This is a genomic window from Methanoculleus thermophilus (genome assembly GCF_001571405.1).
GTDB classification, from domain to species: domain Archaea; phylum Halobacteriota; class Methanomicrobia; order Methanomicrobiales; family Methanoculleaceae; genus Methanoculleus; species Methanoculleus thermophilus.
In genome coordinates, this window is sequence record NZ_BCNX01000006.1 from 129,725 (window position 1) to 142,611 (window position 12,887).

The window sequence follows — 12,887 nt, forward strand, 5'->3', positions numbered from 1 at the left end:
TTATGGAAACTTCTTGATTTGTCGAGAGTGTTAATCGAGATGGCGTGATGCGGGCTTCCGCTCGGCGTCGGAATCCCTTCAATCGCTTCAACCCGAATGAGCACCGCCATGTCGTTGAGGGGCCTGGCCCTGCGCGAGGGTATGCCCTGGGGTCTAAGCCGCTTCCCGGGCATACCTGAATCGTGTCAGCGTCTTATATCCCCATAAGTACACCACGATCACGGTCGCGATGGCGATGAGCCCGTAGCCGATAGCCCCGTCGTAGAGTTCGAAGGCCGAACGGCTGCCCGGGAATATGCTCCTTCCCGTATTGGTCACGGCATGAAAGAGTATGGCTGCAAAGACGCTTTTTCCGGCGTTGTTATAGATCCAGACCGTCAGAATTCGGAACGTAACGCCGAGCACTATCACTCCCCAGATATACAACCCCGGGGTGTAGCCGATTGAGACCGCCGACGGGATGTGCCACACGGCATGGATAAATCCAATGATGAGGCTGGCTGTCAGTGCGGTGTACCGGGCCTGCATGGGATCGGTGACGTACCCCGTATAGCCGAGTTCTTCACCTGCAGCGGCAAGGAAGAACGCAATAAAGAGGAGAGGTGTAGTAAGGGGCGGGCTCCAGGCCGTCGGGACCGGCAGCCCGAAGAGGCGCATTATCCCGTAGGTCAGCACGTAGATGAACGGCATCAGGAAGAGGATGGGAATATACCAGACTTTCTTTGTGATCCTCCTGTAGTCGAAGGCTCTTTTCAAGAGGCTCTTTACCCCCGAGAGCCTCTCCTCCCGGTAGACAAGGATGGATGCCGCTATTGCCGGGGTGAACGTAGCGACAATATCCGTCACGGGAAGGTTATCCACGGGGAGTTTTACCGGGTAGATGGCATTGAGAACCCAGAGCGGAATGGATAGAGCGTAGACCAGCACGAAGAAGAGGAATGGCGACCGTTTTGAAGTGCTGTTATCTGGGGCCTGGGGTCTCATAGGGGGACGGGACCAGCCTAATGTATAAAAACGTTACTCTTACTTTTGATCTTTGATGCCGTGCTGTCCGGGCTTAATTCGAGAAGAAGGAGAAATCATGGGCTCGTCGAGATTCGAACTCGAGACCTCCGCCGTGTGAAGGCGACGTCATAGCCAACTAGACCACGAGCCCCATGCATCGACCGGGAATTGAACCCGGGCTATTGGCTTGGAAGGCCAATGTCATACCACTAGACCATCGATGCACTGCACGTTGTGCCTACATAGATTGACTGTACTGAATAATAAATATTGGGTGGGAGAACCCGGGGTGGGTTCAGTATCCCCGCTGCTGTGTCATCAGCTCCTCGAGGGCGGCCACCCGCTTCTCAAGCGAGGGGTGCGTCGAGAAGAGCTCCATCAGGGTGTTGCCTGAGAGGGCCGGAATGATGAAGAAGGCGTTTGCGCCCTCAACTTCCTGTTTCTTCTCGGCGGGGACGTAGTCCATCCGCCCGCTGATCTTTTGAAGCGCTGATATCAGCGCCCGGGGATTGTTCGTCAGGGTAGCGCTGCCCCGGTCCGCGGCGAACTCCCGGTAGCGGGAGAGCGCCCGGGTGAGGAGCGTGCTTACCAGCCAGACGATGATCGAGACGACGTAGACCAGGATCAGCGCGCCCATGTTGTTATCGCGGTTGTTGAAGAGCCCGATGAAGATCCAGTTGCGCATGATCAGGAAGGCGAGCATCGAGATGAAACTCGCCATCGTCAGAGTCAGCATATCCCGGTTCTTCACGTGGGCAATCTCGTGGGCGAGCACTGCCTCCAGTTCCTCGCGATTGAGCGTCCGCATGATCGAGTCGGTGACCGCCACGACGGCGTGGCTCGGACTGCGTCCGGTCGCGAACGCGTTCGGCACCGGAGAGGCCATGATCCCGACTTTTGGCTTCGGGAGACCGGCTCTCGTGGCGAGGCTCTCAACCATCCGGTGCAGCTCCGGGTACTCGTCTTCCTCTATGATCCGGGTGTTGGTGCTCCAGAGCACCAGTTTGTCGGAGAAGAAGTACTGCCCGAATGCCATTAAGGCAGCCACGAGCAGGAGGAACCCGAAGGAGAACCCAAGGGCTGAAAGGACGCCCAGAAAGATCAGGTAGACTATGAGGAGCAGAAACGATGTAAGGAACATCCTCATCGTGAGACCTAAGTCGCGCGTCCACTGCATGATGGGATATATTGTACCGGTGATGACTTAAGGTATGCGCCGATTTTCCGGGGATCCGTACCAGTACTGATATTGAGTACAACCGGCACCCAACTCCGCTGTTCTTATGGAGCAGAGATGATATAGATCCACAGTACGATGACGTTAAACGAAGTGACCATCAGCAGGGCCATCCTTGAGGAGTCCCACCGGGCGCTCATCGAGCATCTCGAGATGGACGTCGCCGTCGTCGGGGGCGGCCCCTCGGGGCTTGCCTGCGCCGCGCTCCTCGGTGAAAAGGGCCTCTCGTGTGCACTCATCGAGAAGAAGCTCAGTATCGGCGGTGGAATGTGGGGCGGCGGGATGATGTTCCCCCGGATCGTCGTCCAGGAGGAGGCCCGCCGGCTTCTGGACCGGTTCGGCATCGCCTACAAAGAGTTCGAGCCGGGCTACTACGTCGCAAAATCGGTAGAAGCGGTCGCGAAGCTCACCGCGGCGGCTTGCGACGCCGGTGTCGAGTTCTTCAACCTCACCACCGTCGAAGACGTCATGATCAGGGGTGACGGCAGGGTCGGCGGCCTCGTCATCAACTGGACGCCGGTCGATATGGCCGGGCTGCATGTCGACCCGCTCACCGTGGCCTGCACCTGCACCGTCGATGCGAGCGGTCACGACGCCGTGGTCGCCCGTATGATCGAGCGGAAAGGCGGCAGACTCCAGGTGAAGGGCGAGAGTTTCATGTGGGCCGAGCGTGCCGAGTCAAGGATCCTCGATCACACAAAAGAGGTATTCCCCGGCCTCTTCGTCGCCGGGATGGCGGCCAACGCCGTTGCCGGAGAGTGCCGCATGGGGCCGATCTTCGGCGGGATGCTTCTATCCGGAGAGCGGGCCGCAGAACTTGTTGCAGAGAGTCTGGAGCGGTAGTCTGCTTCCAAACTCTTTTTACCGCCCTGACAGTACCAAATAGGTATGGAAGAGATTGATCCAGAGACCCTGGCCGACGTCGCATATGGGATCTTTGAGGTCTACCTCAACCGCGAGCTCCATGCCCGGGGTCCGTACCTCTTTGAGCTCGTCGAGCAAAGAATCGATTTTAAATCAGATCTTATCGAGATCTTCGAAAAGTTCAGCGAGGATTATCCACCTCTTGCCGATGCACTCCGATCCCAATCCGGCGGGATCGATGCCATCTATGCCTCGCTCCGGGATGGGGAAGGGACCCTCCCCTCTAAGACGGTCCGGATGTACTGGATCGTCCAGGATGCCCCGGAACCCGGCGAGCGAGGCCTCGATGACGAGCAGGTGGGAAAGTGGCTCATCTTTGTGCCCCCAAGCGAGGCTGATGAGGCGTGGCGGAAGGTCCGGGACGGGACGGTGAGGGGAGAACTCGGGATATCGGCAAAGGTCAGCACTGCCAAGCCCAATCCAGACTCACGCGACGAGCGGACGGTCATCTATGTCTACACAAAAGACTGGGCCGACGCTGCGGACGTGATGCGGGTCCGCGAGAGGCTCCGCGACCTCGGATTTATTGAGCGGATCGGCTACAAGCGAAACATCGAGACATACAAGGGCGAGTACAGCAAAGAGGGCAGAAAAGTCACCTATTATACCGCTTGAAGGGCGGCAGACTGCCCTGCACCTTGTAATTCTCGACAAAAAGAATATACCGGACCCCTGTCCCGCCGTGACCCGGGATCCGCCGTTAGTTACGTTACGCCTTCCGTTCCTTGGACTTGGGCCGGAGTTCATCCGAGCCGCACTTGCGGCACCGGGTCGCACGGATTGCGTTCCGGGCGTTGCATTTCATGCAGACCTGTACGTTGAGCAGACGTGCTTCAGCTTCGGGAAATCTCGCCATGTTGAAAACACCACTTATCAGATAGGTACTATTCGTTCTTGGTCCTATTAACAGTTCTGTCAGGATGCGCGCTCCTCTCTGATCCAGGTGCGGAACGCCTCGAGGGCCCGTGCCCTGTGGGAGATCCGGTTCTTCTCGGAGAGCGGCATCTCGGCGAGCGTCCGACCGGCGCAGGCAAAGATCGGATCGTAGCCAAACCCCTTTTCTCCCCGGGGCTCCACGATCGCCCCGTGGAGGACCCCCTGGAATGTCCGGATGCCGTCCTCATCGGCGAACGCGATCACCGTCTCGAAGTGGGCGCTCCGGTCGGCCACACCCTCCATGAGGCGTAAGATCCCCTCGTTGCCGATGGTATCCTGGACGTAGGCGGCGCACGGGCCCGGGAACCCGCCAAGGGCGTCGATGAAAAACCCGGTATCGTCGACGATCAGCGGGCGGGAGAGTGCGCGGTAGGCGAACTCCGCCTTGCCGCGTGCAATCTCGGCGATCTCGGTGTGGCGGAACTCCGGGCATTCCAGGGGGACGTGCTCGACCTCCAGGATCCCGGCAAAGTACGCGGCCACCTCACGGGCCTTGTTCGGGTTACTCGTCACCACCGCAAGTTTCACAGGTATCGCCCCCGCAGTTCCACTTCATGTTCACGGGCGATGACCTCGTCCGCCCCCTCAAAAGTCTCCGCATACCCCTCGATAAAGGCCTGCTTCAACTCCTCGAAGTTCTCGGTGGTGCTCTCGAGCGTCTCGAAGAAGACGTGGATATCGACGCCCCGGTCCTCGATCTCAGCGGATGTGGATGCAAGCCCGAAGTCGATTAAGACGCATTGGCCGTTGCGAACGATCATATTGCTCGTCGTCAGGTCCCCGTGCACGATCCCCGCTCCATGGAGCCTCCCGACGGCCTCCCCGGCAAGCCGGATCGTCTCGGGCGTGGCAACGTACTTCAGCAGATCGCCCTCGACCCGCTCCATGACGATGGTATCTGCGGTGATGTCGTGGATCACCGGGGTGGGGACACCCGCCCGCCGTGCTGCTGCGATCAGCCGGGCTTCGGCCCGGGTCCGTTCGGTGATCAGCCGCTTATCAAGCGCCGGGCTGCGGTAGCGCTTGCTCACCCTGCGCTTGACCACGTCCTCCTCCCGGATCTCGACGACCGCCTCCGCACCCCGGGCGGTGCCGCCCTCATGCGGCCCGGTGGCGAAGATCTCGCCGGGCTCGTCCTCGCGCCAGGTGACCTCCACCTCATCCGACCGGAAACCCGGCCGGATCTGCGACTTCTCGAGGGGGAGGGTCACGCCGTGCTCCAGCATGACCTTGCCCGTGTAGGCGATCATTGCCCCGTTATCGCCAAGGAACGTCCGCTCCGGGACGGCGAACGCCGCTCCCCGCTCCTCGCACATGACCTGCAGCATCTCCTGCAGTCGCCTGTTCGCGCCGACCCCCCCGACGAGCAGCACCTCGTCCTTCCCCGCATGGGCGAGCGCCCGTTCGGTCACCTCGACGCACATAGCAAATGCGGTCTCCTGGAGGCTGAAGCAGACATCCTCAAGCGCCGCCGAACTCTCCTGGGCGGCACTGACGAGCCCCGAGAAGGCGAGGTCCATCCCCTTCACGGTATACGGGAGTTCGATATAACTTCCCTTCTGGGCGAGTTTCTCGATGATCGGGCCGCCCGGGTGCGGGAGGTCGTGGCTCCGGGCGAACTTGTCAAGCGCGTTCCCTAGCCCGATATCCAGCGTCTCTCCGAATATCCGGTAGCGGCCGTTCAAGTAGCCGAGTACCTGCGTATTCGCCCCGCTCGCGTAGAGAACGATCGGATCGCGAAACCCGGTCGCCCACCTCCCGATCTCGACGTGCGCGACGCAGTGGTTGACGCCGACGAGCGGAACGCCAAGGGCTATCGAGAGAGCCCGTGCCGCGGTCGCCACCGTCCGGAGGGAGGGGCCGAGACCCGGCCCCTGGGAGAAGGCGACGGCCTTGATCCGCTCCGGCTCCGTGAGCACCCGGGAGACGACCTCCTTCATCACCGAAGCGTGGTGCTGCGCCGCCTCCCGCGGATGAATCCCTCCTTTCGGCGGGACATAGGGTGAAGAATGGAGGGCAACCAGATCGTCGCCGAAGAGGGCGGCACTGAGGTTCCACGCCGTCCCTTCAAGTCCCAGCACCAGCCCATCATGAGACATAAAACAGGTATCGCTCCATCATGAAAAAGATCGGTCGCGGCCGGTGCCTGCAAGGCAGAGTGCGGCCTGATCCGTATATGTATCCGGGTGTGAGGACCTACTTTCGGAACTCAGTGTAGCCGCACTTGCCGCAGGCTACCCGATCCTTGTGCTCGGCCATCAGGAAGCCGGGACCACAGCGTGGGCAGTGCCGCTTCTGCAGAACCGCCGCATCACCCTTGATCTCGTAACACTCGTATCTCTTGACTGCCATGGCTTACGCCTCGCTCTCTGCTTTCGGTTCGCCGCGCTTAAGCAGGTAATCCCGCTCGGTCGAGTTCCTGCTCTCCTCGTCGTCGTAGATCCGGGCACGGCCGGTAAGTTCCATCTTCCCGAACCGGGTTCGGTCGAGGTCCAGCACGACGAGGTTCTCGCTCATATTCAGCATCGCAGCGAGCTTCTCCTGAATACTCTTCCGCGAGGGTGTCGGGCCGTCAAACGTGAGAGTAAATGTAAGCTCCCTCCGGTTTAACAACTCGTTCCTCACATCACGGGTAATTTCGAAGTCCATCGATATCCCTAAAATGTTGTTAGGAGATTTATTTATACCCTTGGGGATGGGGCACCGGGACAGGCGAGACCCGCTCCCCTCACTCACGCACGAAACAGTTCAGCATGGACGCGGCTTCCTCTTTTGCCGACTCGTCAACAAGCCGGAGGACGACCCCCTCCCCCGGCTGGCCGTAGAGGATGGCGGCCCCGACCGGCGCGGCGATGATGAGCGGAATGACCGCAAGATCCTCCTCGCCGTCGACAAAGATCACTGCTGGAGGGTTCCCGACCGCCTCCTCGATCGCCTCCACGAGTTCGTCGGTGATCGTGCCGGCCGGGTTCTTTGCCGCGAGTCTTCTCGTCTGCAGCAGGGGTGACTGGGTGCAGGGCGATCGCATGGTATAGCCGTCGATGATCGCGATATCCGGGACGATGCCTGCACCAAGGAGGTTGTGCGTCACCACATCCCCGACCGCGTAGACCGCCCGGCCCCGGAGCTCTGGGAGGTGTTCGCCGATATTCCGGGCGAGGGTGCCGAACGGTTTCTTGAAGAGACCGCGGTGTTCTTCGGGGAGCCGGAGGAGCCGGAGCATCAGCGGACCTTCAGTGCGTATCGGCCGGGCATGGTGATGTTCATCTTCTTTGCGATCTCCGAATGCTCGGGATCGATGATCACGACGTAGCCCGCCCAATCCTCGCTCAGGTTGGCCGTGCCGCAGATCACGCAGGATTCGCCCTCGACGACGCGGTGACACTCGCGGCAGACCTTGATCACCTTCTTGTTTCGCACGGCCATTAGGCTGCTCCTTTCCCTTTCTCTTGCTCAAGTTCCTCTTCGAGCCAGGTCGTGGTCCCGAGGCCCGACTGCCGCATGGTAAGACCAATCTTGCTCTCCCGGGGCTCGCGTTCGTTGAGCGATAGAGCAACAATCCGCGCCCGGACGCCGTCGCCGACAGCGATAAACCGCTTCGAATCCTGGCAGATCAGCCTGCTGTTCTTCTCGTCGTAGTTGATATATTCATCCGATATCTGGCTTACGTGAAGCATGGCATCGATGGGCCCGAGGCTGACGAACGCACCGAAACTCGTCGTCTCGACCACGACGCCTTCGATCACTTCCTGGAGCGCGAGACGGAGCACCACCGCTTCGAACCTGACATCGTAGTAGACGGCCCCGTCCCCGGGGATCAACTCCCCCTCACCGATATCGAGAATCTTCGTGACTGCGATGAAGATCCCGATCTCCTTTGATATGCTGCCTTCCAGTTGTTCCTGCAGTACGTTGAGGACGACCTTCCCAAGGTCTTCCCCGAGCCGGTGGGGCGGAACCCGCACCTTATCCTCCAGTGTCATTTTATAGTACATAATCTATCCTCTTATCAGCTCCAGCGTTCTCTCTCTTCGCATCGAGATGACGTCTATTCCCTCGCGAAGGAGAGCATTTCGGAGTTCTCGGTCGTTCGTCACCACAACGCATCCTTCCCTGCGAGCATACTCGATAACCCGGTCGTCCACATGGTCCGCGCTGCTTCCGCTTGGCAGGACGGTCGAGCGCCGGGCCATCGCGAGACCCACACGGGCGGCAGCCGCATCGCGGCCGTGACCCCGGGCAAGTCCCGAGAGCTCGCCAACCACTTCTTCAAGGACGATCGGCTCATAATCCCCGAGAAGGGCCAGAAGTTCTCCATAGAGGTCAATCCCGAACTGGGCTGGCATCAAGAGGGCGTTTGTGTCGAGAAGAACCCTCACTCGACCAGAACACCCATCCCGATCAGCCGCCATCGTCCGCCGACCTGTCTGCTGATAGCAATCCGTGCGCCGACTTCAGCGCAGACCGCACGCTTCAGCATGACCTCGACCAGATTCTTCTTGGTGTTCGTGATCACGCCGACGGTGACCGCGGTCCCGACAGAGAGCATCAGCGGCTCTTTATGCTTCAACGGTTCGATGAGCAGTTCGCTGTCCGCACCGACCACCCGATCCATGAGCGTGACCTCGAAGGTCATCCGCTCCCAGATCGGCGGCAGTTTCCCTACAAGCCCCGCTACCTGTCCGGCGAGAGCGTCACTCTTTGTCAGTGCCGGATCAAGTTTCGTACCAACACCAAGGAGGCCGCCGGGCGCTGCCTCGGTCACCTTGGTCTTACCGGCGTGGATGGATGTGATCTTTGTCTCGATAGGCTCCCACTTTGTCCGGTTCTCGATCTGAACCTGCCGGCCGGGTCTGATCTCGATATCGTCGCCCTCGTGCAGAACTCCCCTAATAAGCGAGCCTCCGATGACGCCGCCCTTAATCTCCCGCCAGCTGCAGCCGGGTTTGTTGATATCAAACGACCGTGCGATGAGCATCAGCGGGTTAACCTCCGGATCGCGTTCCGGTTCCGGGATAACCTCGTTGAGTGCCTGGATCAGGGCACCGATATTGATTCCTTTCTGTGCAGAGACGGGGATGATGGGTGCGTCCTCGGCAATGGTGCCCTTGATGAACCGCTTTATCTGCTTATAGTGCTCAAGCGCCTCGGCCTGGGTGACCACGTCGATCTTGTTCTGGACGATGACGATCTTCTTGATACCGATCAGCTCAAGCGCCATCAGATGTTCTTTGGTCTGGGGCTGCGGGCAGGCCTCGTTGGCGGCAATGACAAGCATCGCGCCGTCCATCAGGGCCGAACCCGAGAGCATCGTCGCCATCAGCGTCTCGTGACCCGGGGCATCGACGAATGAGACCGTCCGGAACGGAACCGCCTTCTTCCCGCAGATAGGGCATTCCGGTTTTGTAGTATAGGCCTCAGCCCCTTCGCACTCTTCGCATTTGTAAAAAGTTGTATCTGCGTAGCCAAGCCGGATGGAGATGCCGCGCTTGATCTCCTCACTGTGTCTGTCCGTCCAGGTGCCGGTTAGCGCGCTGACCAGGGTGGTCTTGCCGTGATCGACATGACCTACAAGCCCAATATTGACACTAGGGATGAATACATCGCGCAAAAGTTTTCGAACCTCCTTATCCAATATATAGTGACACTACTTATACATAATCGGTGGTGTGTACCGCTCCCGCTTCTATCTTCATGGCGCAGGCGGTGTTCTCCCGTTAATCATTATTCATGTGACATACGAAGTATGAAGAACACCTCTATTCTTAGCGAAAATTTATCCCCTAGCAGCGAGATATGGAACTGATTGTAGTATGTCAGGTGATACCGAACTTTCACGTATCGGGATCTCTCTACCCAAGAATCTTCTTGATAAATTCGACGAGATCCTGAGTCTCCGAGGATACTCCTCACGTTCCGAGGGAATACGGGATTCGATACGCAATTATATCACACACTACCAGTGGATCTCCGATGTAAAAGGAGAACGCCAGGGCGTCATCACCATGGTGTATGACCACGACCAGCGTGGGCTGCTCCAGACGCTCACCGAGATTCAGCATCAATACGCTCAGATCATTCAGGCATCCCTTCACTCACACGTGACTCACAACAAGTGCCTTGAGGTGATCCTCATCCGGGGAGACGGTGCTGTGCTGAAGGATGTTACCGAGCGGCTGATGGCGCAGAAAGGGGTTGAGTCGGTGAAACTCACCACAATACCGATAGACAGTTAACCGCCGCCCTCACAACTCTGGTCGATCCCCCTCTCCCATACCTCTTCGAGCTGCTTCTGGATCTCCTTATGCTCTTTGAGGTAATCCTCAAGGGAGCGCTCCGTCCTCTCCGCGTTTACGGCCGTGCGCTCGGTGCTGACGAGTTCGTCCACCCGGTAGTAGAGTCCGGTGCTCTCGAGTTCGGCGTACCTCCGGCCATCGATCTCCTCGATCCGCACGACCTTCCCGGTCGTGCCGGTGCGGGGGTATCGGACGACTGCGCCCACTGCTATGTCATCCGTGCTCATACAGGGAGAGTATACCTGCCATGCTATTAAGGTATCACCTCCTAGGTATCATGAGATGGCAATCACGATTCACCCCGTAGAGAAACTGTACTTTGACGGAACCCACCGATCCCGGCCTCCCGAGGAGACCCGGGCGATCATCGAGCCGCTGATGGGAGAGATTGGTGTCGCCGAGATCATCGATCTTACTTCTCTCGACCGTCTCGGAATCCCCGTCTTTGCGGCGACTCGGCCGAAAGCCGCTCGGGGTGCTCTTCGCGTCCTCATCGGAAAGGGGAAAGAGCCCGTCCAGGCCCGGGTCTCGGCGATGATGGGGGCAATCGAGCGCTACTCCGCCGAGTACCGGGGTGACCGGATGGAGTATGCAACCTACGAAGAGATCGGTCCGGGGCGAGCGGTGCACCCCGAAGACCTGATCCTCCCACGAGGACTTGAGCAGGGAGAGATGCTCCACTGGACGCCGGGATGGGATATCCTGAACGATGAGGAGGTCTATCTCCCGAGCAACGCAGTCTTCCATCCCTACGACTCGCTCGGGATGACGATGCCGCTCTTTCGAAGCGACTCTAACGGGCTTGCGTCCGGCAACGTCATGGAAGAGGCGATCCTGCATGCCCTCTTTGAGGTGATCGAACGGGACGCGCTCAGCATCGCCAGTGCGGAGCGCGACCTTGGATATCGCCTCACCATCGAGAAGGACTGCGCCGCCCGCAAGATCCTCGACCGGTTCGAAGAGAACGGGATCGAGATCCACCTCTGGCTGATCGAGGGGAGGACCGGCATCCCCACGGTCGCGGCCGCCGCAGACGATACCGTCACAAAAGACCCGGCGATGCTTGTTGTCGGGTCTGGGACGCACCTCTCGCCGGAGATCGCGGCCCTCCAGGCCCTGACCGAGGTCGCCCAGAGCCGGGGAAGTTATCTGCAGGGCGGTCGAAACGACCCCAGGCGGGAGGAGGTCATCAGGAAGGCAGGCTACGAGCGGTTAAAAAGGATCAACCGGATCTGGTTTGCCGACGCGGATTCCGTCGATATCACCAACGTTCCCGACAGAAGCACCGATCGATTCGACCTCGATATCCAGAAGGTGCTCAAAGAGGTCGAGCCTCATACGGACCGGGTCTGCGTCTGCGATCTTTCAAGGACCCCGGTTCCGGTGGTGCGGGTCGTCCTCCCCGGGTTTGAGGTCTCGTATATGGATCCCGACCGGAAGCGCTCGGAACAGGGTTGAGGCACGTTAGAGCCGCAAAGGGGCAACCGCGATTATATTGCCGGCTCAACGGGCCTCTCTCAACAGAACCAGACTTTCTTTAGGATCTCGGCAACCCTTTGGGTATGCCGGCGCAGGGGCCTTTCTGCAGGGGTATGCCGCTCCCCCCGCAGGGCACGGAATATTGCAGCAATCGCCTCCCCGAGCGACGGCCCGTAACCCCCCTCGAGGGTCAGCGCGAGGGGTAGGTCCGTGCCGTCGTTCAGCATCCCGGTAAGCACGCCGTAGTCTTCGGGCACCAGGTTCATCCGCCCGTGTTCGTCGTCGGCGAGGGCGTCCTGCCCGGCCGAGACGATCAGGACATCAGGGCGGAACCGGACGATCGCCGGGATGAAGACTTCATCGAAGATGTAGCGGTAATCGGTGATGGTGGACCCTGCCGCAAGCGGGGCGTTGAGGGTGTAGCCCCGGCCGGCGCCGGTCCCGATCTCGTCGATCCAACCGGTCTTTGGGAAACTGTTCTCCTCGTGCACGGAGCAGTAGAGCACCCGGTCGCTCCCGTAAAAGGCCTTCTGGGTGCCGTTGCCGTGGTGCAGGTCCCAGTCGAGGATCGCCACCCGATCAACCGAAAGGAGCGCTTTCGCGGCCGCGACGGCGGCGTTATTGAAGATACAGAACCCCATCGCCCGATCGGGTTCGGCATGGTGCCCCGGCGGGCGGACCATGGCGAAGCAGTGCTCGCCATCAAGTGCTCGCTCCACTGCGGCAAACGTCGATCCGGCAGCATATGATGCTGCTTCGAACGAGTGACAGGTGACGTAGGTGTTCGGGTCTAAAAAACAGGTTCCCCGGGCGACCTCCTGCACCCAACGGATGTACTGGGGGCGATGGACCCGTGCCAGGTCTTCCTCGGTTGCCCGGACCGGGGGACGCCACCGTACATTCTCAGGGATCCCGGAGAGGGCCGCCCGGAGCCGGGAGCCCGACTCCGGGTGGGTCTCCATGTCGTGCCGGGTAAATATGTCACCGTAGATGACCGACGAGCGCATCCT

Annotated in this window: 18 protein-coding genes and 2 tRNA genes; 4 read left to right on the top strand and 16 right to left on the bottom strand. The window is 59.8% G+C overall.

What is annotated here, in order from left to right; translation table 11 throughout:
* Nucleotides 1-153 precede the first annotated feature (153 nt).
* From MCUTH_RS03865 to htpX, 4 genes are all read right to left on the bottom strand, one after another.
* Nucleotides 154-984, bottom strand: coding sequence for a CPBP family intramembrane glutamic endopeptidase (locus MCUTH_RS03865; RefSeq protein WP_066955809.1), 831 nt, complete (start codon nucleotides 982-984; stop codon nucleotides 154-156).
* Nucleotides 985-1,082: 98 nt separating this feature from the next.
* Nucleotides 1,083-1,156 (bottom strand) — tRNA-Val (locus MCUTH_RS03870).
* Between the two features lie 2 nt (nucleotides 1,157-1,158).
* A tRNA-Gly gene (locus MCUTH_RS03875) sits at nucleotides 1,159-1,229 on the bottom strand.
* A 71-nt stretch (nucleotides 1,230-1,300) separates the two neighbouring features.
* Nucleotides 1,301-2,182, bottom strand: coding sequence for a zinc metalloprotease HtpX (htpX, locus tag MCUTH_RS03880; RefSeq protein WP_066955812.1), 882 nt, complete (start codon nucleotides 2,180-2,182; stop codon nucleotides 1,301-1,303).
* Between the two features lie 138 nt (nucleotides 2,183-2,320).
* On the opposite strand from htpX, the gene MCUTH_RS03885 reads away from it, so the two are divergent.
* Both MCUTH_RS03885 and MCUTH_RS03890 read left to right on the top strand, forming a co-directional pair.
* Complete coding sequence (locus MCUTH_RS03885; RefSeq protein WP_066955815.1) at nucleotides 2,321-3,085, top strand: sulfide-dependent adenosine diphosphate thiazole synthase; 765 nt, start codon at nucleotides 2,321-2,323, stop codon at nucleotides 3,083-3,085.
* A gap of 45 nt (nucleotides 3,086-3,130) precedes the next feature.
* A complete protein-coding gene (locus tag MCUTH_RS03890) occupies nucleotides 3,131-3,781 on the top strand; it encodes a putative phosphothreonine lyase domain-containing protein (RefSeq protein WP_066955818.1) in 651 nt (216 codons plus the stop codon).
* 94 nt (nucleotides 3,782-3,875) lie between these two features.
* On the opposite strand, the gene MCUTH_RS03895 is transcribed toward MCUTH_RS03890, so the two are convergent.
* The 10 genes from MCUTH_RS03895 to MCUTH_RS03940 all read right to left on the bottom strand — a co-directional run bounded on the left by MCUTH_RS03895 (nucleotide 3,876) and on the right by MCUTH_RS03940 (nucleotide 9,713).
* Entirely contained in the window at nucleotides 3,876-4,022 is a 147-nt protein-coding gene (locus tag MCUTH_RS03895) for a 50S ribosomal protein L40e (protein WP_066955821.1), read from the bottom strand.
* 59 nt (nucleotides 4,023-4,081) lie between these two features.
* Nucleotides 4,082-4,630, bottom strand: coding sequence for an RdgB/HAM1 family non-canonical purine NTP pyrophosphatase (gene rdgB, locus MCUTH_RS03900; RefSeq protein WP_066955825.1), 549 nt, complete (start codon nucleotides 4,628-4,630; stop codon nucleotides 4,082-4,084).
* Nucleotides 4,627-6,201 carry a bifunctional N(6)-L-threonylcarbamoyladenine synthase/serine/threonine protein kinase gene (locus tag MCUTH_RS03905; RefSeq protein WP_066955828.1) on the bottom strand — a complete coding sequence of 525 codons (1,575 nt, stop codon included), beginning with the start codon at nucleotides 6,199-6,201 and terminating at the stop codon, nucleotides 4,627-4,629. The genes rdgB and MCUTH_RS03905 overlap by 4 nt, the downstream gene beginning before the upstream one ends.
* A gap of 97 nt (nucleotides 6,202-6,298) precedes the next feature.
* The gene (locus MCUTH_RS03910) at nucleotides 6,299-6,454 is read right to left on the bottom strand and encodes a 30S ribosomal protein S27ae (protein WP_066955830.1); all 156 of its coding nucleotides are present in this window, start codon (nucleotides 6,452-6,454) and stop codon (nucleotides 6,299-6,301) included.
* 3 nt (nucleotides 6,455-6,457) lie between these two features.
* The gene (locus tag MCUTH_RS03915) at nucleotides 6,458-6,751 is read right to left on the bottom strand and encodes a 30S ribosomal protein S24e (protein ID WP_066955834.1); all 294 of its coding nucleotides are present in this window, start codon (nucleotides 6,749-6,751) and stop codon (nucleotides 6,458-6,460) included.
* A 79-nt stretch (nucleotides 6,752-6,830) separates the two neighbouring features.
* Nucleotides 6,831-7,325, bottom strand: coding sequence for a GTP-dependent dephospho-CoA kinase family protein (locus MCUTH_RS03920; protein WP_066955836.1), 495 nt, complete (start codon nucleotides 7,323-7,325; stop codon nucleotides 6,831-6,833).
* Nucleotides 7,325-7,528, bottom strand: coding sequence for a transcription elongation factor subunit Spt4 (gene spt4 / locus MCUTH_RS03925; protein ID WP_066955839.1), 204 nt, complete (start codon nucleotides 7,526-7,528; stop codon nucleotides 7,325-7,327). The genes MCUTH_RS03920 and spt4 overlap by 1 nt, the downstream gene beginning before the upstream one ends.
* Nucleotides 7,528-8,097 (bottom strand): DNA-directed RNA polymerase, encoded by a 570-nt coding sequence (locus MCUTH_RS03930; RefSeq protein WP_066955842.1) that lies wholly within the window; start codon nucleotides 8,095-8,097, stop codon nucleotides 7,528-7,530. The genes spt4 and MCUTH_RS03930 overlap by 1 nt, the downstream gene beginning before the upstream one ends.
* Nucleotides 8,098-8,100: 3 nt before the next feature.
* Nucleotides 8,101-8,481: a type II toxin-antitoxin system VapC family toxin gene (locus MCUTH_RS03935; RefSeq protein WP_224732713.1), complete on the bottom strand. Its 381-nt coding sequence runs from the start codon at nucleotides 8,479-8,481 to the stop codon at nucleotides 8,101-8,103.
* Nucleotides 8,478-9,713, bottom strand: coding sequence for a translation initiation factor IF-2 subunit gamma (locus MCUTH_RS03940; RefSeq protein WP_066955848.1), 1,236 nt, complete (start codon nucleotides 9,711-9,713; stop codon nucleotides 8,478-8,480). Before MCUTH_RS03940 ends, MCUTH_RS03935 begins: the two co-directional genes overlap by 4 nt.
* Nucleotides 9,714-9,915: 202 nt before the next feature.
* Here MCUTH_RS03940 and nikR point away from each other — a divergent pair, with 202 nt between their 5' ends.
* Nucleotides 9,916-10,338, top strand: a complete 423-nt coding sequence (gene nikR, locus MCUTH_RS03945) for a nickel-responsive transcriptional regulator NikR (protein WP_066955850.1) — start codon at nucleotides 9,916-9,918, stop codon at nucleotides 10,336-10,338.
* On the opposite strand, the gene MCUTH_RS03950 is transcribed toward nikR, so the two are convergent.
* On the bottom strand, nucleotides 10,335-10,625 hold the full coding sequence (locus MCUTH_RS03950) for a DUF2098 domain-containing protein (protein WP_066955853.1): 291 nt from the start codon (nucleotides 10,623-10,625) through the stop codon (nucleotides 10,335-10,337). The genes nikR and MCUTH_RS03950 overlap by 4 nt on opposite strands.
* Nucleotides 10,626-10,680: 55 nt before the next feature.
* On the opposite strand from MCUTH_RS03950, the gene MCUTH_RS03955 reads away from it, so the two are divergent.
* On the top strand, nucleotides 10,681-11,856 hold the full coding sequence (locus MCUTH_RS03955) for a YcaO-related McrA-glycine thioamidation protein (protein WP_066955855.1): 1,176 nt from the start codon (nucleotides 10,681-10,683) through the stop codon (nucleotides 11,854-11,856).
* Nucleotides 11,857-11,915: 59 nt separating this feature from the next.
* Here the strand turns inward: MCUTH_RS03955 and MCUTH_RS03960 are convergent, their stop codons facing one another.
* A complete protein-coding gene (locus MCUTH_RS03960) occupies nucleotides 11,916-12,884 on the bottom strand; it encodes a histone deacetylase family protein (protein ID WP_066955857.1) in 969 nt (322 codons plus the stop codon).
* Between the last annotated feature and the right edge of the window lie 3 nt (nucleotides 12,885-12,887).

Excerpts from the sequence above, each read along its gene's own strand:
- MCUTH_RS03890 (WP_066955818.1), top strand. The coding sequence starts at position 3,131 with ATGGAAGAGATTGATCCAGAGACCCTGGCCGACGTCGCATATGGGATC.
- MCUTH_RS03930 (WP_066955842.1), bottom strand. The coding sequence starts at position 8,097 with ATGTACTATAAAATGACACTGGAGGATAAGGTGCGGGTTCCGCCCCAC.
- MCUTH_RS03950 (WP_066955853.1), bottom strand. The coding sequence starts at position 10,625 with ATGAGCACGGATGACATAGCAGTGGGCGCAGTCGTCCGATACCCCCGC.
- MCUTH_RS03910 (WP_066955830.1), bottom strand. The coding sequence starts at position 6,454 with ATGGCAGTCAAGAGATACGAGTGTTACGAGATCAAGGGTGATGCGGCG.
- htpX (WP_066955812.1), bottom strand. The coding sequence starts at position 2,182 with ATGCAGTGGACGCGCGACTTAGGTCTCACGATGAGGATGTTCCTTACA.
- spt4 (WP_066955839.1), bottom strand. The coding sequence starts at position 7,528 with ATGGCCGTGCGAAACAAGAAGGTGATCAAGGTCTGCCGCGAGTGTCAC.
- MCUTH_RS03865 (WP_066955809.1), bottom strand. The coding sequence starts at position 984 with ATGAGACCCCAGGCCCCAGATAACAGCACTTCAAAACGGTCGCCATTC.
- MCUTH_RS03960 (WP_066955857.1), bottom strand. The coding sequence starts at position 12,884 with ATGCGCTCGTCGGTCATCTACGGTGACATATTTACCCGGCACGACATG.
- MCUTH_RS03955 (WP_066955855.1), top strand. The coding sequence starts at position 10,681 with ATGGCAATCACGATTCACCCCGTAGAGAAACTGTACTTTGACGGAACC.
- MCUTH_RS03915 (WP_066955834.1), bottom strand. The coding sequence starts at position 6,751 with ATGGACTTCGAAATTACCCGTGATGTGAGGAACGAGTTGTTAAACCGG.
- MCUTH_RS03895 (WP_066955821.1), bottom strand. The coding sequence starts at position 4,022 with ATGGCGAGATTTCCCGAAGCTGAAGCACGTCTGCTCAACGTACAGGTC.
- MCUTH_RS03885 (WP_066955815.1), top strand. The coding sequence starts at position 2,321 with ATGACGTTAAACGAAGTGACCATCAGCAGGGCCATCCTTGAGGAGTCC.
- nikR (WP_066955850.1), top strand. The coding sequence starts at position 9,916 with ATGTCAGGTGATACCGAACTTTCACGTATCGGGATCTCTCTACCCAAG.
- MCUTH_RS03920 (WP_066955836.1), bottom strand. The coding sequence starts at position 7,325 with ATGCTCCGGCTCCTCCGGCTCCCCGAAGAACACCGCGGTCTCTTCAAG.
- MCUTH_RS03905 (WP_066955828.1), bottom strand. The coding sequence starts at position 6,201 with ATGTCTCATGATGGGCTGGTGCTGGGACTTGAAGGGACGGCGTGGAAC.